The 26118-nt window shown below is 55.9% G+C and carries 22 protein-coding genes; 6 read left to right on the forward strand and 16 right to left on the reverse strand.

Annotation, left to right across the window (positions count from 1 at the left end):
- Nucleotide 1: 1 nt before the first annotated feature.
- From NP77_RS01600 to ilvI, 15 genes are all read right to left on the reverse strand, one after another.
- A complete protein-coding gene (locus NP77_RS01600) occupies nucleotides 2–922 on the reverse strand; it encodes a D-alanine--D-alanine ligase (RefSeq protein WP_008925576.1) in 921 nt (306 codons plus the stop codon).
- Nucleotides 912–2390 carry a UDP-N-acetylmuramate--L-alanine ligase gene (gene murC, locus NP77_RS01605; RefSeq protein ID WP_008925575.1) on the reverse strand — a complete coding sequence of 493 codons (1479 nt, stop codon included), beginning with the start codon at nucleotides 2388–2390 and terminating at the stop codon, nucleotides 912–914. Before murC ends, NP77_RS01600 begins: the two co-directional genes overlap by 11 nt.
- Before the next feature lie 70 nt (nucleotides 2391–2460).
- Entirely contained in the window at nucleotides 2461–3519 is a 1059-nt protein-coding gene (murG, locus tag NP77_RS01610; protein ID WP_003854746.1) for an undecaprenyldiphospho-muramoylpentapeptide beta-N-acetylglucosaminyltransferase, read from the reverse strand.
- Entirely contained in the window at nucleotides 3516–4730 is a 1215-nt protein-coding gene (gene ftsW, locus NP77_RS01615) for a cell division protein FtsW (protein ID WP_039658782.1), read from the reverse strand. Before ftsW ends, murG begins: the two co-directional genes overlap by 4 nt.
- Nucleotides 4730–6046: a UDP-N-acetylmuramoyl-L-alanine--D-glutamate ligase gene (gene murD, locus NP77_RS01620; RefSeq protein ID WP_003854752.1), complete on the reverse strand. Its 1317-nt coding sequence runs from the start codon at nucleotides 6044–6046 to the stop codon at nucleotides 4730–4732. The genes ftsW and murD overlap by 1 nt, the downstream gene beginning before the upstream one ends.
- A gap of 2 nt (nucleotides 6047–6048) precedes the next feature.
- Nucleotides 6049–7131 carry a phospho-N-acetylmuramoyl-pentapeptide-transferase gene (mraY, locus tag NP77_RS01625; RefSeq protein WP_003854755.1) on the reverse strand — a complete coding sequence of 361 codons (1083 nt, stop codon included), beginning with the start codon at nucleotides 7129–7131 and terminating at the stop codon, nucleotides 6049–6051.
- Nucleotides 7125–8483 carry a UDP-N-acetylmuramoyl-tripeptide--D-alanyl-D-alanine ligase gene (gene murF / locus NP77_RS01630; protein WP_008925574.1) on the reverse strand — a complete coding sequence of 453 codons (1359 nt, stop codon included), beginning with the start codon at nucleotides 8481–8483 and terminating at the stop codon, nucleotides 7125–7127. The genes mraY and murF overlap by 7 nt, the downstream gene beginning before the upstream one ends.
- Entirely contained in the window at nucleotides 8480–9967 is a 1488-nt protein-coding gene (murE, locus tag NP77_RS01635) for a UDP-N-acetylmuramoyl-L-alanyl-D-glutamate--2,6-diaminopimelate ligase (RefSeq protein WP_039658783.1), read from the reverse strand. Before murE ends, murF begins: the two co-directional genes overlap by 4 nt.
- On the reverse strand, nucleotides 9954–11720 hold the full coding sequence (locus NP77_RS01640) for a peptidoglycan glycosyltransferase FtsI (RefSeq protein ID WP_003854762.1): 1767 nt from the start codon (nucleotides 11718–11720) through the stop codon (nucleotides 9954–9956). Before NP77_RS01640 ends, murE begins: the two co-directional genes overlap by 14 nt.
- A gap of 16 nt (nucleotides 11721–11736) precedes the next feature.
- Nucleotides 11737–12057: a cell division protein FtsL gene (gene ftsL / locus NP77_RS01645; RefSeq protein WP_003854764.1), complete on the reverse strand. Its 321-nt coding sequence runs from the start codon at nucleotides 12055–12057 to the stop codon at nucleotides 11737–11739.
- Complete coding sequence (gene rsmH / locus NP77_RS01650) at nucleotides 12054–12995, reverse strand: 16S rRNA (cytosine(1402)-N(4))-methyltransferase RsmH (RefSeq protein WP_003854766.1); 942 nt, start codon at nucleotides 12993–12995, stop codon at nucleotides 12054–12056. The genes ftsL and rsmH overlap by 4 nt, the downstream gene beginning before the upstream one ends.
- Before the next feature lie 2 nt (nucleotides 12996–12997).
- Nucleotides 12998–13456, reverse strand: a complete 459-nt coding sequence (gene mraZ / locus NP77_RS01655; RefSeq protein ID WP_003854767.1) for a division/cell wall cluster transcriptional repressor MraZ — start codon at nucleotides 13454–13456, stop codon at nucleotides 12998–13000.
- A 489-nt stretch (nucleotides 13457–13945) separates the two neighbouring features.
- Nucleotides 13946–14956: a catabolite repressor/activator gene (gene cra, locus NP77_RS01660; protein ID WP_003854769.1), complete on the reverse strand. Its 1011-nt coding sequence runs from the start codon at nucleotides 14954–14956 to the stop codon at nucleotides 13946–13948.
- A 196-nt stretch (nucleotides 14957–15152) separates the two neighbouring features.
- Nucleotides 15153–15644 carry an acetolactate synthase small subunit gene (gene ilvN / locus NP77_RS01665; RefSeq protein WP_003854770.1) on the reverse strand — a complete coding sequence of 164 codons (492 nt, stop codon included), beginning with the start codon at nucleotides 15642–15644 and terminating at the stop codon, nucleotides 15153–15155.
- Between the two features lie 2 nt (nucleotides 15645–15646).
- A complete protein-coding gene (gene ilvI, locus NP77_RS01670; RefSeq protein ID WP_003854771.1) occupies nucleotides 15647–17371 on the reverse strand; it encodes an acetolactate synthase 3 large subunit in 1725 nt (574 codons plus the stop codon).
- Between the two features lie 730 nt (nucleotides 17372–18101).
- Here ilvI and leuL point away from each other — a divergent pair.
- The 5 genes from leuL to leuD all read left to right on the forward strand — a co-directional run bounded on the left by leuL (nucleotide 18102) and on the right by leuD (nucleotide 22951).
- Nucleotides 18102–18185, forward strand: a complete 84-nt coding sequence (gene leuL / locus NP77_RS24030; RefSeq protein ID WP_099257765.1) for a leu operon leader peptide — start codon at nucleotides 18102–18104, stop codon at nucleotides 18183–18185.
- 89 nt (nucleotides 18186–18274) lie between these two features.
- The gene (gene leuA, locus NP77_RS01675) at nucleotides 18275–19837 is read left to right on the forward strand and encodes a 2-isopropylmalate synthase (RefSeq protein WP_003854773.1); all 1563 of its coding nucleotides are present in this window, start codon (nucleotides 18275–18277) and stop codon (nucleotides 19835–19837) included.
- 2 nt (nucleotides 19838–19839) lie between these two features.
- Nucleotides 19840–20931: a 3-isopropylmalate dehydrogenase gene (leuB, locus tag NP77_RS01680; RefSeq protein ID WP_003854775.1), complete on the forward strand. Its 1092-nt coding sequence runs from the start codon at nucleotides 19840–19842 to the stop codon at nucleotides 20929–20931.
- Between the two features lie 4 nt (nucleotides 20932–20935).
- On the forward strand, nucleotides 20936–22342 hold the full coding sequence (leuC, locus tag NP77_RS01685) for a 3-isopropylmalate dehydratase large subunit (protein WP_039658785.1): 1407 nt from the start codon (nucleotides 20936–20938) through the stop codon (nucleotides 22340–22342).
- A gap of 3 nt (nucleotides 22343–22345) precedes the next feature.
- Nucleotides 22346–22951, forward strand: a complete 606-nt coding sequence (leuD, locus tag NP77_RS01690) for a 3-isopropylmalate dehydratase small subunit (RefSeq protein WP_008925570.1) — start codon at nucleotides 22346–22348, stop codon at nucleotides 22949–22951.
- Nucleotides 22952–22990: 39 nt separating this feature from the next.
- Here leuD and NP77_RS01695 read toward each other — a convergent pair whose 3' ends face one another.
- Nucleotides 22991–24169 carry an MFS transporter gene (locus tag NP77_RS01695; protein ID WP_039658787.1) on the reverse strand — a complete coding sequence of 393 codons (1179 nt, stop codon included), beginning with the start codon at nucleotides 24167–24169 and terminating at the stop codon, nucleotides 22991–22993.
- Nucleotides 24170–24422: 253 nt separating this feature from the next.
- Between NP77_RS01695 and sgrR the strand changes: the two genes are divergently transcribed.
- Nucleotides 24423–26084: an HTH-type transcriptional regulator SgrR gene (gene sgrR, locus NP77_RS01700; protein ID WP_039658789.1), complete on the forward strand. Its 1662-nt coding sequence runs from the start codon at nucleotides 24423–24425 to the stop codon at nucleotides 26082–26084.
- The last annotated feature ends 34 nt before the right edge of the window (nucleotides 26085–26118 follow it).

The following is a 26118-nucleotide window of genomic DNA, read 5'->3' on the forward strand; positions in this document are numbered from 1 at the left end:
ATCAGTCGGCCAGCTCCAGAATATGAGCAACCAGCTGCGGGAAGCTCATGCCCGCCTGTTTCGCTGCCATAGGGACCAGGCTGTGGCTGGTCATGCCCGGCGAGGTATTGGCTTCCAGTAACTGAAAGCGCCCTTCCCCGTCGGTCATCACATCAACCCGTCCCCAGCCACGACAGCCCAGCGCACGCCAGGCCGCCAGCACCAGCTGCTGCAATTCAGCTTCACGTTCAGCACTTAACTCGGCCGGACAGACGTACTGAGTATCGTCAGAAATGTATTTAGCTTCATAGTCATAGAACTCGCTGGCGCTCTTTATTTCTATTGAGGGCAGGATACGATCGCCCACAATCGCGACGGTATACTCCGCGCCGCTGAGAAACGCCTCGACCAGTACGTCATTGTCGTACTTAAACGCCATCTCCAGTGCCGCTGGCAGCGCGTGCAGATCGTTAACACGGCTGATGCCCACGCTGGAGCCTTCACAGGCTGGCTTCACAAACAGTGGCAGGCCAAGCGCTGCAATCGCCGCGTTGCTCTCCTCATCCAGCCCGCCCTCAAACTGCTGACGCGTCAGCCAGACAAATTTTCCTGATGGTAAACCACGACCCTGCCACAGCAGTTTGGTGCGCAACTTATCCATCGTCACCGCCGATGCCATCACGCCGCTGCCGGTGTAAGGCAGTTGCAGGAATTCCAGCACCGCCTGCATCGTGCCATCTTCACCGCCGCGACCATGTAGCGCGATAAAGGCTTTGGTGAACCCCTGCTCTTTCAGCGTCAGCACGGAGACATGGCGGGTATCGATGCCATGTGCATTGATACCCATTTCCCGCAATCCGGCAATCACGGCCTGACCCGAGTTGAGCGAAACCTCGCGCTCTGCCGACGTGCCACCCATTAATACTGCAACTTTATCCGCCATGACGATCCTCCGCTTTGCGTTCCGGCTGGAGCTTCGTGTCCGCCAGCTTGCGGGCAACCTTGCCGACGTTCCCGGCACCCTGTACCAGAATCAGGTCATTGCCTGACAGCAGCGGTGCAAGCATCTCCGGCAGTGCGTCATGTTCCGGCACCAGAATCGGATCGACCTTGCCCCGGTTACGAATGGCACGGCAGAGCGAACGACTGTCAGCGCCTGGAATCGCGGTCTCACCAGCGGAGTACACATCCAGCATCAGCAACACATCGACATGCGACAGTACGTTGGCGAAATCATCAAACAGATCGCGGGTACGGCTATAACGGTGCGGCTGAAACACCATCACCAGCTTTTTATCTGGCCAGCCTGCGCGCGCGGCTTTAATCGTCGCGTCAACTTCGGTTGGGTGATGACCGTAATCATCCACCAGCATCGCGGTGCCCGGTTGTCCATTGACCGGCTCGGTCGGGAATTCACCCAGCAGATCAAAGCGACGACCTGTGCCCTGGAAGCTCTCCAGTGCGGCCAGAATCGCATTGTCTTCGATGCCTTCTTCACTGGCGACGGCGACAGCGGCGGCTGCGTTCAGGGCATTGTGGCGGCCCGGCGCGTTCAGCGTAATCTGCAGCGGCGCTTTATCCTGACGAATCAGAGTGAAATGCCCCTGCGCACCACTCTGCTCGTAGTTTTCAATGCGCAGATCCGCATCGTCACTGAAACCGTACGTGGTGATATGACGGCCCACGCGAGGAAGCAGGTCACGAATAACTGCATCATCCACGCACATCACCGCACGACCGTAAAACGGCAGGTTGTGCAGGAAGTTAATAAAGGTCTGCTTCAGGTTCTCAAAATCGCCCTGATAGGTGTCCATATGGTCAGCTTCAATGTTGGTCACAATCGCCACCATCGGCTGCAGATGCAGAAACGACGCATCGCTCTCATCCGCTTCAGCAATCAGATACCGGCTGTTACCCAGACGGGCATGGGTTCCAGCTGCTTTAACCAGTCCGCCGTTAACGAAGGTCGGATCGAGACCCGCTTCCGCATAAATGCTCGACACCATCGCCGTCGTCGTCGTTTTGCCATGGGTCCCTGCAACGGCAATGCCGTGACGGAAACGCATCAGTTCAGCCAGCATCTCCGCGCGACGGATCACCGGAATGCGCTGTTCACGTGCCGCTACCAGTTCAGGGTTATCCTGCGAAACGGCGCTGGAGACCACGACCACGCTGGCATCGGTCACGTTTTCAGGGCGATGGTTAAAATAAATAGTGGCACCCAGCGCAATCAGATTCTGCGTCACCGGGTTAGGGGCCAGATCTGAACCGCTGATATGGTAGCCTTCATTTGCTAACACTTCGGCAATACCGCCCATGCCAGCACCGCCGATGCCGACAAAGTGGATGTGCCGGACGCGACGCATCTCGGGCACGATAGAACGCAGTTTTGCCAATTGTTGTGTATTCATCGCTCTCTGTTACCTGCTATTTCAGTTTGTACCCAGTCCGGGTACAGGTCAGACGCGCTGACCGGAATGATTACTTTGCGGCGCGAGCCACTTCCTGAGCCACTCGTTCAGTCGCATCGGGGATAGCCACCTGACGGGCCTGTTCAGCCATCGTCAGCAGTGTTGCACGATCCCAGTGGCGTAGCAGATCCGCTACAGCCTCCGCAGTAAATTGCGGCTGCTCAAAAATTCTGGCGGCGCCCGCTTTTTCCAGCGGCAGCGCGTTCCAGTACTGCTGGCGATCTTTGTGCTGAAACGGCACAAAAATGGCCGGTAAACCAGCGGCAGCAACTTCGCTCACGGTTAACGCACCGGAGCGGCATACCACCACATCAGCCCAGGCATAGGCAGCAGCCATATCATCAATAAATTCGGTCACTTTATGCTGCGTCTGACCGACCTGCTGATACGCTTTCTCTGTTTCAGGCAACGCCCCTTTACCGGTCTGATGCCACAGGGTGATCTCATCACCCACCAGCGCCGCAATCTGCGGTAGCGTCTGGTTCAGTATCCGTGCGCCCTGACTTCCACCAATCACCAGCACCCGAATCGGGCCATGACGGTCTGCCAGACGTTGCGCAGGTAAAGGCAGTGCCAGAACGTCAGTGCGAACCGGATTTCCTACCACGTCGGCGGCAGGAAACGCGCCCGGAAACGCCTGCAAAACTTTGGTGGCGATTTTCGCCAGCCATTTATTGGTCAGACCGGCAATACCGTTCTGCTCATGCAGCACAACCGGAATACCGCAGCTCCAGGCCGCTAAGCCGCCCGGACCGGAAACGTAGCCGCCCATGCCCAGCACGACATCCGGCTTCCACGCTTTCATGATGCGACGCGCCTGACGCCATGCATTGAAGATGCGCAGCGGTGCCAGCAGCAACGCTTTCATGCCCTTACCGCGTAGTCCGCTGATGCGGATAAAGTCGATTTCGATGCCGTGCTTCGGCACCAGATCGGCTTCCATACGGTCGGCGGTGCCTAACCAGCGAACCTGCCAGCCCTGTTCCATCAGGTGATGGGCGACAGCCAGACCGGGAAAGACATGTCCGCCGGTTCCGCCTGCCATCACCATCAATCGCTTACCGCTCATCGACCACCTCGGGTAAACGCCTGCGCTTTCGCCAGGCGCGTTTCATAATCTATGCGTAATAAAAAAACGATGGCGGTCGACATAATGATCAGACTCGACCCACCGTAACTGATCAGCGGTAAGGTCAGACCTTTGGTCGGTAACATACCCGCGGCAGCCCCGACGTTAACCAGCGCCTGGAAGCTGAACCAGACACCAATCGAACAGGCTAAAAAGCCGGAAAAACGCTGATCCAGTTCCAGAGCACGACGGCCAATCGACATCGCACGAAAAGCGACGAAGAATACCATTAAAAGTGCCAATACCACACCGACGTAGCCGAGTTCTTCCCCGATGATGGCGAAAATAAAGTCGGTATGGGCTTCCGGCAGATATTCCAGCTTTTGCACAGAGTTACCGAGCCCCTGCCCCCAGAATTCACCGCGACCAAATGCCATCAGCGACTGAGTCAGCTGGTAGCCGCTACCAAAGGGATCTTCCCACGGATTCCAGAACGACGTCACACGGCGCATACGGTAGGGTTCTGCAATGATCAGCAGAATTACCGCAAAAATGCCGGAGCCGATAATTGCCATGAACTGCCACAGCTTGGCACCTGCCAGGAACAGCATCGCCAGCGTAGTCACAAACAACACAACCACCGTACCGAGGTCCGGCTGTGCCAGCAGTAACACGGCCAGCACGACCATCACGCCCATCGGCTTACAGAAGCCCCAAAAGTTGTTACGCACCTCTTCCACTTTGCGCACCAGATAACTGGCGAGATAACAGAACAGAGAGAGCTTCGACAACTCAGCCGGCTGGATACGCAGTGGACCCAGTGCAATCCAGCGCGATGCACCGTTTACCGAGCTACCAACTACCAGAACAATCAGCAGCATCGCCACCGTGACCATCAGCATCACGTTGCTGTAGCGCTGCCAGAAATCCATCGGCACCCGCAACGTGACCAGTGCCATACCTAATGCCAGCACGATGTAGAAAGCATCACGCTTGGCGAAGTAAAAGAGATCGTCATTCAGACGCTGACCCACCGGCATTGATGCCGACGTCACCATCACAAAACCAATCACCGCCAGGCCCAGCGTGAGCCATAGCAGTGTGCGGTCATAGAGCACCAGTGAAGAGTCATCACTTTCACGTGCGCTCATGACCCAATCTTTCAGGCGTCCTGAGAAATATCCCGCCAGCCCGGCACCAGGAATACGCATCAGCTCAACTCCTTCGCCAGTTGCGCGAACTGCTCACCGCGCTGCTCAAAGTTACGGAACTGGTCAAGGCTGGCGCAGGCCGGCGACAGCAGAACCATATCGCCTGCGTTAACCTGCGGCGCGATCTGCTCCATCGCCTGCCGCATGGTTTCTGTGCGCACGGCGATATCAGGACGCAGCGCGGCCAGCGCATCACCGTCGCGGCCAAAGCAGTAAAGACGCACGTTGTCGCCCTGCAGCCAGGGGATCAGCGGCGTAAAATCGGCTGACTTACCATCACCGCCCATCAGCAGCCACAGCGTTCCCTGAACCTGCAGGCCATTGAGCGCCGCTTCGGTGCTGCCGACATTGGTCGCTTTGGAGTCATTGATCCAGCGCACGCCCTGATGTTCATGGACCAGCTGGAAACGATGCGCCAGACCGTTAAAGTGCGTTAAGGCCGCCAGGCTTGAAGCGCGTGGCAGACCGACCGCATCGGCCAGCGCCAGTGCCGCCAGCGCGTTGGTATAGTTGTGCTGTCCCACCATCTTCATTTCAGCGGTGTTCAGGACTTTCTCGCCCTTCACCCGCAGCCAGATGCTGCCTTGCTGCTTATTCAGGTGATAGTCACCAAAATCGACACCAAAGCTGACACAGCGGGTATCTGCGCCGCGGACCGGCATTGTCAGTGCGTCATCGGCGTTAACGATGCAGATCTGTGCATTCTCATAAACCCGCAGCTTGGCGGCGCGATACTGCTGCATACCCAGCGGATAGCGATCCATATGATCTTCACTGACGTTGAGCACGGTTGCCGCAGCCGCTTTCAGACTGTATGTGGTCTCAAGCTGGAAGCTGGAAAGTTCCAGTACATAAAGTTGCGCGGGTGATTGCAGCAGACTCAGCGCGGGCAGACCGATATTGCCGCCAACGCCCACCTGCCAGCCCGCGGCTTTCGCCATCTCACCCACCAGCGTTGTAACAGTGCTTTTGCCGTTGGAACCGGTGATCGCCACGATAGGTGCCTGCGCCTCGCGGCAGAACAGCTCAATATCACCGACGATTTCGATTCCGGCTTCGACGGCTTCGCTAAGAATCGGATGCGCCAGCGCGACGCCAGGGCTGGCAACAATCAGATCGGCCGCCAGCAGCCAGTCACCGTTGATGCCGCCCAGGTGACGTTCAACCTGCCCGGGCAATTTATCCAGCCCCGGCGGCGAGACACGGGTGTCCATCACGCGGGGCGTTACGCCCTGCGCTAAAAAGAAATCAACACAGGAGAGCCCGGTAAGGCCCAGCCCGATAATGACAACTTTTCTACCCCGATAGTCAGCCATGATTAACGCACCTTCAGCGTGGCCAGGCCAATCAGCACCAGCATTAGCGAAATAATCCAGAAGCGCACAATGACGCGCGGTTCCGGCCAGCCCTTGAGTTCATAGTGGTGATGGATCGGCGCCATGCGGAAAATACGCTGGCCGCGCAACTTAAACGATCCCACCTGCAGGATTACCGACAGCGTTTCAACCACAAACACGCCACCCATAATCACCAGTAAAAATTCCTGACGCAGCAACACGGCGATGGTTCCCAGCGCGCCGCCCAGCGCCAGTGAGCCGACATCACCCATAAAGACCTGAGCCGGATAGGTGTTGAACCACAGGAAGCCCAGCCCTGCCCCGACGATGGCGGTACAGACAATCACCAGCTCACCGGCGTGACGCAGATAAGGAATATGAAGATATTCAGCAAACTTCACGTTACCGGTGGCCCAGGCAACCAGCGCAAAGCCTGCGGCGACAAAGACGGTGGGCATGATCGCCAGACCATCGAGACCATCGGTCAGATTGACCGCGTTACCCGTTCCGACAATCACAAAGTAGGCCAGCAGCACATAAAACAGGCCTAACTGCGGCATGATGTCTTTGAAAAAGGGCACCACAAGCTGGGTCGCCGGGGTGTCTTTACCTGCTGCATAAAGCCCGAACGCGACGCCCAGAGAAATCACCGACATCCAGAAATATTTCCAGCGGGCAATCAGACCCTTAGTATCTTTGCGCACCACTTTGCGGTAGTCATCGACAAAGCCGATGATGCCAAAGCCGATTAGCACGAACAGCACGCACCAGACATAGGGATTCGACGGATATGCCCACATCAGCACCGAAATGGTGATGGAGGTCAGAATCATAATCCCGCCCATTGTGGGCGTTCCGCGCTTACTGAAATGCGATTCCGGGCCATCGTTACGGACAACCTGACCAATCTGTAATTTCTGCAGCCACGCAATCAGGCGTGGCCCCATCCAGAGAGAGATAAAGAGTGCTGTCAGCAGGCTGACAATGGCGCGAAACGTCAGATAGGAAAAGACGTTGAAGCCCGAATAAAAAGCGACCAGATGCTCGGCCAGCCAAACTAACATGTTCCTTTCTCCTTTAAGCTCTGTACTACCTGCTCCATGGCGGCACTACGCGAGCCTTTTATCAGGACGGTAATTTCTGAGTGTTCGGACAACAATTGACGCAAACGTTCAGTCAGCGCTGTCTTATCGCTGAAATGTTCGCCAGCTTTGCTGTTTTCACTAATAAAATGGCTGAATTTTCCGCAGCTCAGTACGCGATCAATACCTGCATCACGTGCCGCATCCCCGATTTCGCGGTGGCATTTTTCGGTCTCATCACCCAGTTCCGCCATATCGCCGGCGACCAGCACCCGGTAGCCCGGCATCTCTGACAGGACCTGGACGGCGGCGGTCATCGATCCGACGTTCGCGTTATAACTGTCATCCAGCAGCAGCTGATGCGCAGAGAGGCGCACCGGGAACAGGCGACCTGGCACCGACTGCAGGTTTTTCAGCCCCTGCTGAACGGCGCTAAGCGGGGCATCCACTGACAGGGCCAGAGCTGCCGCAGCCAGTGCGTTGGCAATGTTATGCCGACCCGGCAACGGCAGCACAATCTCTGCCTCACCACGCGGTGTCTTCATCACAAAATGGGTGCCGTCCTGCGCAATGCGGATATCACGGGCAGAGAAATCACACGCTGCCGCCTGCGGCGAGAAGCGCCACACGGTTTTGTCCTGCAGCGTGGTCTGCCAGTTTGGCCAGTCGTTGCTCTCCTCGTTGAGAATCGCAATGCCATTAGCCGGTAAGCCCTGAAAAATCTCGCCCTTGGCTTTAGCGACACCCGCCAGCGAACCAAAGCCTTCCAGATGGGCCGCTGCCAGGTTATTCACCAGCGCGCTTTCCGGTTTAACCAGGTCGGTGGTGTAGGCGATTTCGCCCTGATGATTAGCGCCAAGCTCAATTACCGCATACTGATGCTCTGCGGTCAGACGCAGCAGCGTCATCGGCACGCCATAATCGTTGTTGAGATTGCCTGCGGTGTAGAGCGTCTCACCGCACTCACGCAGAATCGCTGCCGTCATCTCTTTAACCGACGTTTTGCCGGACGAGCCGGTCAGCGCCACGACGCGGGCAGTGGACTGCTGACGAACCCAGGCACTCAGTCGGCCAAAAGCAAGTCGGGTATCTTCCACGACGACCTGAGGCACAGAGACAGGTAAATGCTTACTGACCAGTAACGCCTGTGCGCCACTGTCAATGGCCTCTTCAGCGAAGTCATGGGCATCAAAACGTTCGCCCACCAGCGCGACAAACAGACTGCCTGCTGTCACTTTGCGGGTATCCGTCGTTACGTCATTCAGGGTTAAATCACTGCCGTGCAGCGTTCCGCCGGTGATCTCCGCAAGCGTTTTTAATGAAACCGGAATCATGCTGCGCCTCCCAGCAGTGCCGCAACCGTGGCACGATCGGAGTAGTCGAGACGGCGATTGCCGATGATCTGATAATCTTCGTGGCCTTTACCGGCCACCAGTACGATATCGTCAGGCTGAGCCTGCATGATGGTGTTAGTGACGGCCTGCGCGCGGCCAGACACCAGCCGGGCGCGGCCCGGATCCAGCAAACCGGTCAGAATATCGTTAACAATCGCCTGCGGATCTTCGCTGCGCGGATTGTCGTCGGTAATCACCACCACATCCGCATATTGCTCAGCAATGGCGCCCATTAATGGTCGTTTGCCTTTGTCACGATCGCCACCGCAGCCAAACAGACACCACAGTTTGCCTTTGCAGTGCAGGCGGGCTGCTTCCAGCGCTTTTTCCAGCGCATCCGGCGTATGGGCATAATCCACCACGACCGTCGGTTTTCCTGCGGCGCTGAACACTTCCATACGCCCGTTGACCGGCTGCAACTGCGGTGCAACGTTGATCAGCGTCGCCAGCGGATAATCCAGTGACAGCAGCGTCGCCAGCGCCAGCATCAGATTGCTGACGTTGAACGCGCCCATTAATGGACTGTTGATTTCTCCGTTGCCCCAGCTGGAGCTGAAACGGATGTGTGCGCCGTTATCGTGGTACTCCACCGCATCGGCTTTCAGCCAGCGGCCATGGCAGCCAGGCTGGAGGTTATTCTCCATGGTGACTGCCACCGCATCCGGTAAGCGCGCCAGCCAGCGACGACCGACTTCATCATCGGCGTTAAGAATCGCCTGCCCGACCTGATGCTCAGAAAACAACAGCCATTTGGCTGACTCGTAGCTCTGCATATCACCGTGATAATCGAGGTGATCGCGGCTGAGATTGGTAAAGACCGCTGCGGCAAACGGCAGCGCCGCGACGCGATGCTGAACCAGTCCGTGTGACGAGACTTCCATTGCGGTCAGGGTCGCCCCTTTTTCCGCCAGATCGTTCAGCAGATGCTGAACATCAACTGCTGAGCCGGTGGTATTTTCTGCCGCGGACAAGTGACCCACCAGCCCATTCCCGACGGTGCCCATGACCGCGCTGGTTTCACCCAGCAGCGTTGCCCACTGCGCCAGCAACTGGGTCGTGGTGGTTTTACCATTTGTACCCGTAACGCCAATCAGCGTCTGTTTCTCACCCGGCTGCTGATAAAAACGGCCTGCTAAGGCTGAAAGACGCTGAGGCAATTGGGCCAGATAGATAACCGGTACGCCGTGCATTTCACGGATTTCGCCGTCGGCGGCTTCGCCTTCAGCTTCGGCCACCACGGCGGCGACGCCCTGAGCAATCGCCTGCGGGATGAAACGGCGTCCATCGACCTGATGGCCTGCAACAGCGACAAACAGATCGCCAGAAGCCGCAATGCGGCTATCCAGTGTCATGTCGCGCAGTGGGCGCGCCGGCGCGCCTGGCACCCAGGGGCCGAGTAAGTCGCGCAGGTTACGATCTGTCACTTGTTTCCTCACTTCTGTTAGTCACCAACTCATTCTTGTCATTGGTCGGTAACGCGTCCGGCTCGATGTTCATGGTGCGCAGTACGCCGCCCATGATGGCACCAAACACCGGGGCAGAAACCGCACCACCGTAATACTTGCCGGCCTGGGGATCGTTGATCACCACCACCAGCGCGAATCGGGGATGACTGGCAGGCGCAACGCCTGCGGTATAGGCAATGTATTTGTTGACGTAGCGACCATCGGGCCCGACTTTTTTCGCTGTACCGGTTTTTATCGCAATCCGATAACCTTTGATGGCCGCTTTGACCCCACCGCCACCAGGCAGCGCCACGCTTTCCATCATATGCATCACGGTTTTCACCAGTGACTCATCGAAAACGCGTTGTCCCGCGACGGGCGGATCCACTTTGGTAATCGACAGCGGGCGATTAATGCCATAGCTGCCAATTGTTGCGTAGACTCGCGCTAACTGTAACGGCGTTACCATTAGCCCGTAGCCGAAAGAGAAGGTGGCCCTCTCTATGTCAGACCACCGTTGTTTTTTAGGGTATAAGCCACTGCTTTCCCCGACCAGCCCCAAATTGGTCGGTTTGCCCAGTCCAAAGCGCGCATAAGTTTCTACAAGCGCTGAGGAAGGCATCGCTAACGCCAGACGTGAAACACCGACGTTACTCGATTTCTGTAAAACCCCTGTCAGGGTCAATTCGTTGTAGCGCGCCACATCCTTGATCTCATGACCATTAACGCGATATGGCACGGTATTCAGGACACTGTTCTCTCTGACCACGCCGCGTTGCAGCGCCGCCATGACCACCATCGGCTTCACGGTCGAGCCAGGTTCGAAAATGTCGGTGATGGCGCGGTTACGCATCAGATCTTTCGGCGTGTTGCCAAGATTATTCGGGTTGTAAGCCGGGCTGTTGGCCATCGCCAGTACTTCGCCGGTATTCACATCCACCAGTACTGCCGTGCCCGATTCCGCTTTGTTAAAGGCCACGGCGTTATTCAGTTCACGGTAGACCAGCGCCTGTAAGCGCTCATCGATGCTGAGAGTCAGGTTATGCGCGGCCCGGCTGTCCACAGAGGAGATATCTTCGATGACGCGACCGTAGCGATCTTTACGCACCGTCCGCTCGCCCGGCGCACCGGTCAGCCATTTATCAAAACTCTTCTCAATGCCTTCAATGCCCTGCCCGTCGATGTTGGTAAAGCCAATCAGATGAGAGGTAACCTGCCCGGCAGGATAGTAACGGCGCGACTCTTCGCGCAGATGAATACCGGGAAGTTTGAGTTTTTTGACGTAGTCGCCGATGGCCGGATTGACCTGACGCGCCAGATAGACAAAGCGGCCTTTAGGATTGGCATTTACGCGCGCGGCCAACTGGTCAAGGGGGATAGAGAGCGCATCAGAGAGTGCCTTCCAGCGGCTGTCCAGCGTGACGCCACCACCGGCGTGCAGCTCTTTTGGATCCGCCCAGATGGCATTAACCGGGACACTCACTGCCAGCGGTCGTCCGGCACGATCGCTGATCATCCCGCGCGAGGTTGGCACCGCCTGAACGCGCAGCGAGCGCAGATCGCCCTCTTTGACCAGCTTGCCAGGATTGATCACCTGCAGCCAGGCAACACGTGACAGCAATCCACCCAGCGCCAGTAAAATACAGCCGCACAGCAACGCAAAACGCCAGCTTACAAAGCTGGCTTTATCTTCCGGTTTCTTCAATTTCAGCGTTCTGCCTGTGCCGCTCATTCGCTAACTTAAGTCCTTATTTCTGCACCACGATATTTTCTTGTGAAGGATCAACGTGCTGCAGCTGCAGCTTCTCGGTGGCGATGCGTTCAACACGGCTGTGATCGCCCAGCGCATTCTCTTCCAGAATCAGGTTGCGCCACTCGATATCCAGCGCGTCACGCTCCAGCACCAGCTGTTCACGCTGTGCCGTTAACAGTCGTGTTTTATGCGTGGTGGTGACCACCAGCACGGCAGAAACCACGACAGCGATCAGCAACAGCACTGGAATCTTGCCCTTTCGCAGCAGATCCCCGCCGATAACGGCAGGCAGACTGTGACGCTCGTTACCGATCATGCGTCGGTTTTCTCCGCGATACGTAAAACCGAGCTGCGCGCGCGTGGGTTCTCAGAGACTTCAGCGTCACCCGGCGACATTTTGCCGAGCAACTTCAGTTCACGGCCACCCAGGGCTCGCAGCTGATGTTCAGTCATCGGTATTCCGGCCGGCACCTGTGGTCCACGACTCTGATCGCGCATAAAGCGCTTAACCAGCCGATCTTCCAGTGAATGGAAGCTGATCACAGAGAGACGGCCCTGCGGTGCGAGTACCTGAACCGCGCCTTTCAGTGCGATATCGATCTCTTCCAGTTCACTGTTAATCCAGATGCGAATGGCCTGGAAGCTACGTGTAGCCGGATGTTTAAACTTATCTTTCACTGGCATAGCGATGGAGATGACTTCAGCCAGTTCACGGGTGCGGGTCATCGGCTGCTCGCGATTGCGCTCGACAATGGCCCGGGCAATACGTTTAGCGAATCGCTCTTCACCGTAAGTCTTCAGGACGAAAGCGATATCTGCCTCTTCCGCGTGCAGCAACCATTCTGCGGCTGAGTGACCACGCGACGGGTCCATTCGCATGTCCAGCGGTCCGTCACGCATAAAGGAGAAGCCGCGTTCAGCGTCATCCAGTTGCGGCGATGAAACCCCCAGGTCCAGCAAAATCCCGTCAATTTTTCCGACCAGATCCCGTTCAGAAACATACTCTGCCAGCGCAGAAAAAGGGCCATGAATAATTGAAAAACGCGGGTCGGTAATCTCAGCAGCAGCGGCGATAGCTTGCGGATCACGATCGATGGCGATCAGTTTTCCCTTCTCTCCCAGTTGCGAAAGAATCAGGCGTGAGTGGCCACCACGACCAAATGTGCCGTCGATGTAAATACCGTCTTCCCTGATATTGAGGCCGTTAACCGCCTCATCCAACAGCACGGTGGTATGTTTGAAATTTTCCTGCATAGCTATAGCGACAAGTCCTGCAACCGCTCAGATAAAGGTTCCTGAGCCGACTGTTCTGCGTCAATATCGTCCCTGACTTGTTGATACCAGGTCTGTTCATCCCACAGCTCAAACTTATTGAACTGTCCAACCAGCATCACTTCTTTGGTTAATTTTGCGTGCTGCCGAAGCGTATTCGCCAGCAGCAGGCGGCCTGCATTGTCCATCTGACATTCACTGGCATGTCCCAGCAGCAAACGCTGCACGCGGCGCTCAAGTGGATTCATACTGGAAAGGCGTGCCAGCTTTTTTTCAATGATTTCCCATTCGGGCAGGGTGTAAAGCAACAGGCATGGCTGGTGGAGGTCGATGGTACAGACCATCTGCCCCTGAGACTCCCCAATCAGCAATTCGCGATATCGCGTGGGTACGGCGAGCCGCCCTTTGCTGTCGAGATTGACTAACGTTGCTCCGCGGAACATGCCAGTCTCTTCTCCTCATCACCCATTTACGCCACTTTATCCCACTTTTTACCACGAAACGAGTTTAAGGATCCCATGAAATCCTTGTCAAGCCGGAGCGGCAGTTGAATATCACTCTTTACAAGGCGCAAAATTAAAGTCTGGCGACGATATAATCGAATAAAAGGAGAAACTAAAAATTAAGCCAATGAATAACTGAATAAAAAAAATGGCTCGGGGAAAAAAGACTAAAAATGAAACAATGTAAAGGGTTAAATATTTATCCTGATTTCTGAGACAGCGGCGGCATTTTAGGGGATTTCTGAATGGAAGCCCAGCGGCTTCAGGGCAGACGGGAAAGAAGGTTTGTTGAAGTTGTAAGCAAATAATAGGTATCGGGCTTTCTGCTTTGTTAGATTTGATGAGCAGAATTTACCCTTTTTTACGTCGACCTGTTTATTTAATCAGTAAATCGCGAAATAAAAGGGGCAGTATAATACTGCCCGTTACTCATTTAACTCTTCGGCTTAATTGTCCGCGCCGGTATAAATTACGCCGGATACGGGTTAAGCCTGGTTTTGGTTTTCGGGGTTCGTCCAGTGAGGCTAAAACTAATTCCAGCACGCGCTCTGCCACGTCACGATGACGCTGACCAACGGCCAGGACCGGACACTCAAGAAAGTCCAGTAATTCGTGGTCGCCAAAGGTGGCAATCGCCAGCTCCGTCGGCAGGCGGCCGTTTCGTTTCAGCGTCACATCCATCACACCCTGCAGCAGCCCAAAAGAGGTGGTGAAAAGCGCCTCTGGCATCGGATGATCTTCAAGGTATTTCTCAAACAGTGCAGCAGCAGCAGTGCGTTCGAAGCTGTTGCAGTAGATATAATCAATCGGACGGGGATCGTCTTTCCAGGCATCGCGGAAACCCATTTCGCGCAGGAAGCTCACTGACAGTTCGGGTAACGCACCGAGGAACAGCACATTTTTAACGTCGAGCTGACGCAGTTCAGCAGCCAGTGTCTGGGCATCGTCCTGATCGGCCCCGACGACACTGGTAAAATGTTCACGATCCAGCGCACGGTCCAGCGCAATTATTGGCAGAGAATCGTTGATCCAGCGCTGATAAAAGGGATGCTCTGGCGGTAATGAGGTGGAAACGATAATTGCATCGACCTGGCGCTGCAGCAGATGTTCAATGCAGCGCATCTCGTTTTCAGGCTGATCTTCAGAACAGGCGATCAGAAGCTGATAGCCGCGCTGACGTGCCTGTCGCTCAAGATAGTTTGCAATACGCGTATAACTGGTATTTTCCAGATCAGGGATCACTAACCCAATGGATCGCGTACGCCCGGCGCGCAGCCCCGCAGCCACCGCATTAGGGTGATAATTATGTTCACGTACCACTGCCATGACTTTTTCAACGGTCTTGTCGCTGACACGATACTGCCGCGCTTTGCCGTTGATCACATAACTGGCCGTGGTGCGCGACACGCCTGCCAAACGCGCAATTTCATCCAGTTTCACAATAACCCCACCATCAAATCCGCTTTTACGGCAGAAATAGCCGCAGTTAAGCTATGGATAACTCATGTCTATCATCTAACAGCAGAAAAGTGCGCGGAGCAACCGCTTTTCTGAATGTAATCCGCCTGGCGCATAAAAAATAAAAAAACCCGGCATTTCGCCGGGTTAGGTGAGGATTGATGATGACGCAGCGTGATTAACGCATGATGCGATCGCCGCGTGAAACGCCGACGATACCGGAGCGCGCCACTTCAACAATTTCAGCGACATCGCGGACGGTGCTCAGGAAGGCGTCCAGTTTGTCGCTGGTGCCTGCCAGCTGAACCGTGTACAGCGTCGGCGTTACATCGATGATCTGACCACGGAAGATCTCGGCGTTACGCTTCACCTCTTCGCGACCATAACCACTGGCCTGAATCTTCACCAGCATGATTTCGCGCTCAACATAGGCGCCCTGCCCCAGCTCGGTGACGCGCAGGACATCCACCAGCTTGTGCAGTTGCTTTTCAATCTGCTCCAGTACCTTCTGATCGCCCACCGTCTGAATGGTCATCCGCGACAGTGTGGGATCGTCGGTTGGCGCCACGGTCAGGCTTTCAATGTTATAGCCGCGCTGTGAGAACAGGCCGACGACACGGGATAATGCGCCGGATTCGTTCTCCAGCAGAACTGATAAAATACGACGCATAATTATGTCCTCTCCGTTTTGCTCAACCACATCTCATCCATGCTGCCACCGCGAATCTGCATTGGGTAGACATGTTCGCTACCGTCAACGGTGACATCCACAAAGACCAGACGCCCCTTCGCCAGGGTTTCCAGCGCCAGCGTCAGCTTCTCTTCCAGCTCAGCCGGATGCTCAATCGCGATCCCGACGTGACCGTAGGCTTCCGCCAGACGCACGAAGTCAGGCAGCGATTCCATATAAGACTGGGAGTGGCGACCCGAGTAGATCATATCCTGCCACTGTTTCACCATGCCCAGCACCCGGTTATTCAGGTTCAGTACCAGCACCGGCAGATCGTACTGCAATGCTGTTGAAAGCTCCTGAATATTCATCTGGATACTGCCATCGCCCGTTACGCAGATGACGGTCTCTTCCGGCAGCGCCATTTTCACACCCAGCGCCGCGGGCAGGCCAAAGCCCATGGTGCCCAGACCGCCAGAGTTGATCCAGCGGCGCGGTTTATCGAAAGGATAATAGAGCGCAGCAAACATCTGGTGCTGACCTACATCTGACGTGACATAGGCATCGCCTTTGGTCAGCCGGCTGATGGTTTCAATCACGGCCTGCGGCTTAATTTTGTCGCTGGTGCGATCAAATTCCAGACAGTGACGACTGCGCCAGCCTTCAATCTCCTGCCACCAGTCGTGCAGGCTTTCAGCACGTGATGGCGTGTCGCTTTGCGTCAGTAACTCCAGCATCTGCTGCAGCACCTGTTTTGCATCGCCGACAATCGGGATATCCGCCGACACCGTTTTGGAAATAGAGGTCGGGTCGATATCGATGTGCATCACCGTGGCATTGGGGCAATATTTCGCCAGATTGTTGGTGGTGCGATCATCAAAGCGAACACCGATCCCAAAAATCAGGTCGGTGTTGTGCATCGTCATATTAGCTTCATAGGTGCCGTGCATACCCAGCATGCCGACACACTGACGATGGGTGCCAGGAAACGCGCCCAGGCCCATCAGCGAGGTCGTCACCGGAATATTCAGGCTTTCTGCCAGCTGTAACAGCTCCGCTTCACAGCCTGCGGTAATGGCACCGCCACCCGCATAGATCACCGGCTTCTTCGCCGCCAGCAATGTTGTCAGCGCGCGCTTAATCTGCCCTTTATGACCCTGAATAGTGGGATTGTAAGAGCGCATGCTCACTGACTCCGGCCAGTGATAAGGCAATTTGTTCGCCGGGTTCAGGATATCTTTTGGCAGGTCAATCACCACGGGTCCCGGACGGCCGCTGGAGGCCAGCCAGAATGCCTTTTTCAGCACGCCTGGGATCTCTTCGGTGTTTTTCACCAGGAAGCTGTGCTTCACCACCGGACGAGAGATGCCGACCATGTCGCATTCCTGAAAGGCGTCATAGCCAATCAGCGACGACGGAACCTGACCCGACAGAATCACCAGCGGAATCGAGTCCATATAGGCGGTGGCGATACCGGTAATCGCATTGGTTGCACCAGGTCCGGAGGTGACCAGCACCACGCCGACTTCACCCGTCGCGCGCGCCAGGCCATCAGCCATATGCACCGCACCCTGCTCATGGCGCACCAGAATGTGATCGATACCTCCGACGGTTTGCAGCGCATCATAGATATCTAAGACTGCGCCACCCGGATAACCGAATACCTGTTTCACGCCCTGATCGATTAACGAACGGACGACCATTTCGGCTCCTGACAACATCTCCATCTTCTGCCTCCAGGCTTGCGGACCCGGCTCTGTGAATGCGCCCGTTTATGCGTATCACGTTGCCCCGGTGCCTGCTTTGCCAATCAAAATCTTATGTTTATGCACGACAGCGGAAACGTCAGCCGCTGTCCGGTTACAGAGAAATCTGTTGCGTTTATTTTTCTGAGAGTAGGTCGATTACCATAACCGCAGTTACACGGGCAGGCAAACCGCAAACCCGCGTAAATTAAAAGGCAGGGATGTAAAGCCTCTGGCCGATAAGAATTGGCTACGCGGATTAAACTAATTACGCGGCAGAACCGCAGAGGAAAATGCTGGGTATGAAATTATTTTCAGCGTGATCTAAGAAATAACGAAAACTTATTACCGGCTGCAATAGCCCACTATCGTCTGACATTTTTCTTTTCTGGCGTAATTAACCAGGAAATCACTAAAGCACATTGGATTATGCTAACCAGCAGGTGATAAATGCTGTGTTCCCGCATAACACCATGCAAACAAAATACTTATAATTCAATTAAATAGGATTTAAATCGCGCCCCAGAGCCCCGCATTCCCGCGCTGATTGCGTCCACAGTGAGGGTCGCGCTGTTCATTACGCTGCCTGACCGATAAATAACAGAATATCTTCCTCTGGCGCCCAGGAGAATACCCCTGCATTGAAGGTTGACATCCCTGAATGATTCCAGTACCAATATGTACAGCACAACATTTTATAAGGTTTGAATCCATGTTTCGTTCTGTTCGCCTTCTCGGTCTACTACTAAACGCACTCAGCTTGCGCGGTAGACTTGTGGGCGGAATCAAACACTGATTCAAACCTGCTGAAAGTTAAAAACCCGCGCCTGTCGCGGGTTTTTTTATGCTCGTTGCCAGGCCAGAAAAAGCATAAGGATGAATACGATGAGCCAGCAAGTCATTATTTTCGATACCACTCTGCGCGACGGTGAGCAGGCATTACAGGCCAGCCTGAGTGTGAAAGAAAAATTGCAGATTGCGTTAGCGCTGGAGCGCATGGGCGTGGATGTAATGGAAGTCGGTTTCCCGGTCTCCTCACCGGGCGACTTTGAGTCTGTTCAGACCATTGCGCGTACCATCAAAAACAGCCGCGTCTGCGGACTGGCGCGCTGTGTAGAAAAAGATATCGACGCAGCTTATGAGTCACTGCGTGTTGCCGAAGCCTTCCGTATTCATACCTTCATCGCCACTTCCCCAATGCACATCGCAACCAAACTGCGCAGCACGCTGCCAGAAGTGATTGAGCGTGCGGTACATATGGTGAAGCGTGCACGTAACTACACCAGTGACGTTGAGTTCTCCTGTGAAGATGGCGGCCGTACCCCGATTGATGACCTGTGCCGTATGGTGGAAGCCACGATTAACGCCGGTGCGACCACCATCAACATCCCGGATACCGTTGGTTACACCCTGCCAGGCGAATATGCGCACATTATCAGTGAACTGATGAACCGCGTTCCTAACATCGATAAAGCGATTATCTCTGTGCATACCCACGATGACCTGGGTATGGCATCCGGTAATGCCCTGGCTGCCGTCCAGGCAGGCGCGCGTCAGGTTGAAGGCACGATGAATGGTCTGGGTGAACGTGCCGGTAACTGTGCGCTGGAAGAGGTGATCATGGCGATTAAAACCCGCCAGCAGATCATGAACGTACACACCAATATCAATCATCAGGAAATTTACCGTACCAGCCAGATGGTCAGCCAGATCTGCAACATGCCGATCCCAGCGAATAAAGCCGTGGTCGGCTCCAATGCTTTCGCCCACTCTTCCGGTATTCATCAGGATGGCGTGCTGAAGAATCGCGAGAACTACGAAATCCTGACACCGGAATCGATCGGCTTACATAAAATTCAGCTCAATCTGACTTCTCGTTCCGGCCGTGCGGCGGTAAAACATCGTATGGAAGAGATGGGCTATGCCGAGCAGGATTACAATCTGGATACGCTGTATGACGCTTTCCTGAAGCTGGCCGACAAAAAGGGGCAGGTTTTCGATTACGACCTGGAAGCGCTGGCCTTCATCAACAAACAGAATGAAGAGCCGGAGCATTTCCAGCTGCACGAATTTAACGTCCAGACCGGTTCCAGCATGACTGCCACAGCCTCGGTTAATCTGGGTTGCGGCGATGTTGCTAAATCTGATGCGGCTACCGGTAACGGCCCGGTTGACGCGGTTTACCAGGCGATTAACCGCATTACCCAGTTTGACGCTGAGTTGGTTAACTACAAACTGACCGCTAAAGGCCACGGCGAGAATGCGCTGGGCCAGGTCGATATCGTCGTAAGCTACAACGGCCGCAAATTCCACGGAATTGGTCTGGCGACCGATATTGTGGAGTCCTCCGCTAAAGCGATGGTCAACGCCCTGAACAATATCTGGCGTGCCCGTCAGGTTGAACAAGAATTGCAGCGCAAATTTAAAGACCAGAAGGAAACCGTATAACCATGTCCAGTTCATCTCATATCGCAGTTTTACCCGGTGATGGTATCGGCCCGGAAGTGATGGCGCAGGCGATGAAGGTGCTTGATGCCATTCGTCAGCGCTTTGATATGCAGATCACTACTCAGGAATATGCGGTCGGCGGCATCGCTATCGATCAGCATGGAGAGCCTCTGCCACCGGCAACGGTTGCAGGCTGCGAGCAGGCCGACGCGATCCTGTTTGGTTCCGTTGGCGGTCCGAAGTGGGAGCACTTACCGCCCGCATCACAGCCGGAGCGCGGTGCGCTACTGCCGCTGCGCAAACATTTTAAGCTGTTCAGTAACCTGCGTCCGGCTGCGCTCTACAGCGGTCTGGAAGCATTTTGCCCGTTGCGCGCCGACATCGCGGCTAAAGGCTTCGACATTCTGTGCGTGCGTGAACTGACTGGCGGCATCTATTTTGGCCAGCCGAAAGGACGCGAAGGCAGCGGCCCGGAAGAGCGTGCTTTTGATACCGAGGTCTATCACCGTTTCGAAATCGAGCGCATTGCCCGTATCGCGTTTGAATCGGCGCGCAAACGTCGCAACAAAGTCACCTCGGTTGATAAAGCTAACGTGCTGCAGACCTCGGTGATGTGGCGCGAAATCGTCAACGAAGTGGCTAAAGAATACCCGGACGTGCAACTGAGCCACATCTACATCGACAACGCGACCATGCAGTTGATCAAAGACCCGTCGCAGTTTGACGTGCTGCTCTGCTCCAACCTGTTTGGTGACATTCTGTCTGATGAGTGCGCCATGATCACCGGCTCGATGGGTATGCTGCCGTCAGCCAGCCTGAATGAAGCGGGCTTTGGCCTGTTCGAACCGGCGGGGGGATCAGCGCCGGATATCGCCGGACAGAATATTGCCAACCCGGTCGCCCAGATTCTGTCGCTGTCATTGCTGCTGCGTTACAGCCTGAATGCCGATGCGGCAGCCGACAGTATCGAACGCGCCATCAGTCGTGCACTGGAACAGGGCTACCGCACCAAAGATTTAGCCGGTGATGGCCCAGCGGTCAGCACAGATGAGATGGGCAGCATCATTGCCCGCTTTATCGCCGAGGAAAAATAAAAAAATGAAAACCTTATACCAGAAGTTATTTGATGCACATGTCGTCCACGAAGCGCCAAACGAAACGCCGTTACTCTACATCGATCGTCACCTGATCCATGAAGTGACCTCGCCCCAGGCCTTTGATGGCCTGCGCGCACACGGACGTAAAGTCCGTCAGCCGGGCAAAACCTTTGCCACGATGGATCACAACGTCTCTACCCAGACCAAAGATATCAATGCGTCGGGCGAGATGGCGCGTATTCAGATGCAGGAGCTGATGAAGAACTGCGAAGAATTTGGCGTACAGCTGTATGACCTGAATCACCCATTCCAGGGCATCGTCCACGTTATCGGCCCTGAGCAGGGTATGACGCTGCCGGGAATGACCATTGTCTGCGGCGACTCGCACACGGCGACGCACGGTGCCTTTGGCTCGCTGGCCTTTGGTATCGGCACCTCCGAAGTGGAACATGTGTTTGCCACTCAGACCCTGAAACAGGGTCGGGCGAAAACCATGAAGATTGAAGTGCTGGGCCAGGCATCCACCGGCATTACAGCAAAAGATATCGTGCTGGCGATCATCGGTAAAACCGGCAGCGCAGGCGGCACCGGCTATGTCGTTGAGTTCTGCGGCCCTGCGATTCAGGCGCTGAGCATGGAGGGTCGTATGACGCTGTGCAATATGGCGATTGAGATGGGGGCAAAAGCGGGCCTGGTGGCACCGGACGAGACCACCTTCAACTATCTGAAAGGTCGTCAGTTTTCGCCTCAGGGTGAGAAATGGGAACAGGCAGTGGATTACTGGCGCACCCTGAAATCTGACGAAGGCGCGAAGTATGATGCGGTGGTCACGCTGCATGCTGAAGATATCGCACCGCAGGTCACCTGGGGCACCAACCCGGGTCAGGTCATTGCCGTTGATCAGGTGATCCCGAATCCGGCCTCGTTCGCCGATCCGGTTGAGCGCGCCTCAGCGGAAAAAGCGCTGGCCTACATGAACCTGCAGCCGGGCATCAGACTGACCGATGTCGCAATTGATAAAGTGTTTATCGGCTCCTGCACCAACTCACGCATTGAAGATCTGCGTGCCGCCGCCGCCATCGCTAAAGGCCGCAAAGTGGCGCCTGGCGTGGTTGCCATGGTGGTGCCAGGTTCCGGCCCGGTAAAAGCGCAGGCTGAAGCGGAAGGTCTGGATAAAATCTTCCTGGAAGCGGGCTTTGAATGGCGTCTGCCAGGCTGCTCAATGTGTCTGGCGATGAACAATGACCGTCTGAATCCGGGCGAGCGTTGCGCATCGACCAGTAACCGTAACTTTGAAGGTCGCCAGGGCCGCGGTGGACGTACCCATCTGGTCAGCCCGGCGATGGCCGCGGCGGCTGCCGTGACTGGCCACTTTGCCGACATCCGTGAACTGACGACAGGAGCTTAAGTCATGGCGAATAAATTTACTCAGCATACTGGTATTGTTGCGCCGCTGGATGCCGCGAACGTTGATACGGACGCAATCATTCCCAAGCAGTTTTTGCAGAAGGTGACCCGCACCGGTTTCGGTCAGCACCTGTTCCACGACTGGCGCTTTGAAGATGATGCCGGTACGGTGCCGACGCCCGGTTTTGTGCTGAACAAGCCGGAGTTCAAAGGCACCAGCATTCTGCTGGCACGCGAGAACTTTGGCTGCGGCTCCTCACGTGAGCATGCCCCCTGGGCATTGACCGATTTCGGTTTTCACGTGGTGATTGCGCCGAGCTTCGCGGATATCTTTTATGGCAACAGCTTCAATAACCAGCTGCTGCCGGTGAAATTAAGCGAAGAGGAAGTGGATGAGCTGTTCAGACTGGTTGCAGCCCAGCCAGGCATCAGCTTCACAGTCGATCTGGAAGCACAGACGGTGACGGCAGGCGACAAAGTCTATTCGTTTGAACTCGATAGCTTCCGTCGCCACTGCATGATTAATGGCCTCGACAGCATCGGCCTGACGCTGCAGCATGAAGCGTCGATTTCGCAGTATGAGCAGAATCAGCCCGCCTTCCTGCGCTGATTGCGTTAAAGCAGGGCGACATCCGGTCGCCCTGCTTCTTTATACGTCGCGCACCCGCGCCGACATCACCAGCGCCACTATCCCCAGCCCGAATGCCAGCCAGTAAACCGCCTCATGTCCCAGCCGCTCACTCAGCGTCCCCTGAATAACACCCGCCAGAATCATGCCGGTCGAAATCGAATTGGTGAACATCGTGGTCGCCGCACCCGGCCGTCCTGGCATCAGATCCTGGAACCACAACATCCCTATGCCAGCAATAATCCCGACAAACACCGCATTAAACAGCTGTAACACCATCAGCGAGGTGCGGGAATTGAAGAGCACCAGCCCCAGATAAAACAGGACGCCCGCCGCCACCGCGATCAGCATTAACCGCCGCTTGCCGATGCGACGCGCGTAATGGCCCGCCAGCAGCATCACCGGGATTTCCAGCCCGGCCGCCGTTCCCATCAGCAGACCGGCCAGTTTCTCCGGCAGACCCAGCGTGGTGCTGATATAGAGCGGCATATCAATGATATACATCGTGTTGCAGGTCCACATCGCCACCGAGGCGAGGAACAGCAAACGCACATCGCGATCGCGCCAGCCGCTCAACGGCAGCCCGCCGCTTTGCATCAGTGGTTGCGAACGTGGCACCGACGGCAGGGTAAACCAGACCAGCAGAATGCAGAGCAGAAACAGCACCGCGGCCACCATAAACAGCGTCACAAAGCCGTAGTTCAGCGCCAGCGCGAACGATAACGGCGGCCCGATCACCCACGCCAGCGACAGTTGCGCACGCATCACAGAACTGAACATCACTGCTTCACGCGCCGACTGATCGGCATACTCTCGTGCCAGCGCAAACAGCTGCGGCATAGAAACACTGGCCAGCGCTGACAGCAGTACACCCAGTGTCAGCAGAGTCAGATAGTCGCGGGTAAAGGCAAACAGTAGCGCATTCACCAGCGCCATCAGGCAGCAGAAAAGAATGATATGACGACGATCGCCGACGCTGTCTGAGCGCTTTGCCACCAGCATACTCACTACGATACCGGCCACCGCATTAATGGTGAAAAACAGCCCGACCCAGAAGGGCCGCGCCTGTACCTCGCGCGTCAGAAACAGGCTGAGCGTCGGTGCCTGCAGAGCACCCGCGATGCCCAGCATGAACGAGGCGACCATAAAAGCGAGGTAAACCGGGTTGATGCGGCGCTGCCGCGTTAACAGCGATTTCATTCGAAATCCCTTACAGAACAAACAGAGGGGAAAAAAGAAGGGTAGACGATACCGCGCAACATGAAAAAAGCCAGCAGAGATCATCTGCTGGCGGTGTAAATGCACCCTACTCAGAAAAGCACTCCGCTGAACAGCGAAGTGAGGGTCGAACGCCATTCACTGCTGAATGCCTCCCGCTCTTCCCATAGCGTAAAGTTTGCTCTTAAAATGGGGCAGGAAAAACAGAGCGCTTTTCACAGGGAGTTCCCCTTTTATGTCCTCATCACGTCTGAAGCAGCAGTTCATCCGCCTGTGGCAGAGTTGTCAGGGCCAGACGCAGGAGATTACGCTCAGCGAACTGGCTGATCTGCTGCACTGCTCGCGCCGCCATATGCGCAATCTGATCAACCGGATGCAGGCCGCAGGCTGGCTGACCTGGCAGGCTGAAGCCGGACGCGGCAAGCGATCGCAGCTTATCTTCTGCTACACGGGCCTGGCCCTGCAGCAGCAGCGTGCCGAGGATTTGCTGGAACAGGATCGCATCGATCAGCTGGTCCAGCTGGTAGGCGATAAAAACCAGGTGCGGCAGATGATCAGCGCGCACCTGGGGCGCAGTTTCCGGCAGGGCAAGCATATCCTGCGGGTGCTCTACTATCGTCCGCTGCTCAACCTTTTGCCCGGCTCGCCGCTGCGGCGCTCGGAAACCCACATTGCCCGACAGATTTTCAACGGTCTGACGCGGATAAATGAGGAAAACGGGGAAATCGAACCCGATATTGCGCACCACTGGCAGCAGACGTCTCCACTTCACTGGCGCTTCTTCCTGCGTCCGGCGATTCGCTTCCATCACGGCAGAGAACTGGAGATGGAGGATGTGCTCGCCACGCTGGAGCGTCAGCGCCCCCATCCGCTCTTTTCCCATATTGCGCAAATCGACTCACCTGCCCCCTGGACGCTGGATATCCGTTTAAGCCAGCCCGACGAGGGCTTGCCCTGGCTGCTGGGCAGCGTCAGTGCGATGATCCTGCCGCGCGAATGGCCGACGCTGCACGACTTTGCTCGCCAGCCAGTTGGCACCGGTCCTTACCGGGTGATCCGCAATCAGGAGAGCCAGCTGAAGATCGAAGCGTTTGATGACTACTTCGGTTTTCGCGCGCTGATTGATGATGTCTCTATCTGGGTACTGCCCGACATCAGCGATGAGCTGGTCTATGCGGGTGTCCGTCTGCAGGGCGACAGCACCGATGAAGTTCAGGAGGAGAGCCGCCTTGAAGAGGGCTGCTACTATCTTTTGTTCGACCAGCGTTCAGAGCAGGGTCGAAACGAAGCGGTCCGGCGCTGGGTCAGCTACCTGTTTAACCCCATCGCCCTGCTCAATCACGCTGGTGTCGGCTATCAGCGCTACTGGTTTCCGGCGTATGGTCTGCTGCCACGCTGGCATCATCGCCGTGACCTGACGCCAGTAGAAAAACCGCCCGACTTAACCCATCTGACGCTGACCTGGTACAGCCAGCACGTGGAGCATGAAGGCATCGCGAATGCGCTACGTCCGCTGCTGGCAGAGCATGGCGTCACGCTGGAGACCCGTGAGATCAGCTACGAAAGCTGGTATCAGGGCGAAACGGAGAGTGATATCTGGTTGGGAAGCGTGAACTTTACCCTGCCGCTGAATTATTCGCTGTTCGCACAGCTTTATGAGATCCCGCTGCTGCATCACTGCCTTGCTATCGACTGGCACGGCGATGCGGCCCGCTGGCGCGAGAAAGCGCTGCCGCTGGCCGAATGGAGCAAACAGCTGGTCGACGAAGCCGGCCTGCATCCGCTGTTTCATCACTGGCTGTTGCTTGAAGGGCAGCGCAGTATGCGCGGCGTCCGGATGAATACGCTGGGCTGGTTTGATTTTAAATCGGCCTGGTTCGCCCCACCCGCGCTGTGACGCTTTCGCCCCGGCGCTGAAATGACTAGAATGT

The organism is Pantoea sp. MBLJ3 (assembly GCF_000816655.1).
GTDB lineage: Bacteria > Pseudomonadota > Gammaproteobacteria > Enterobacterales > Enterobacteriaceae > Pantoea > Pantoea eucalypti.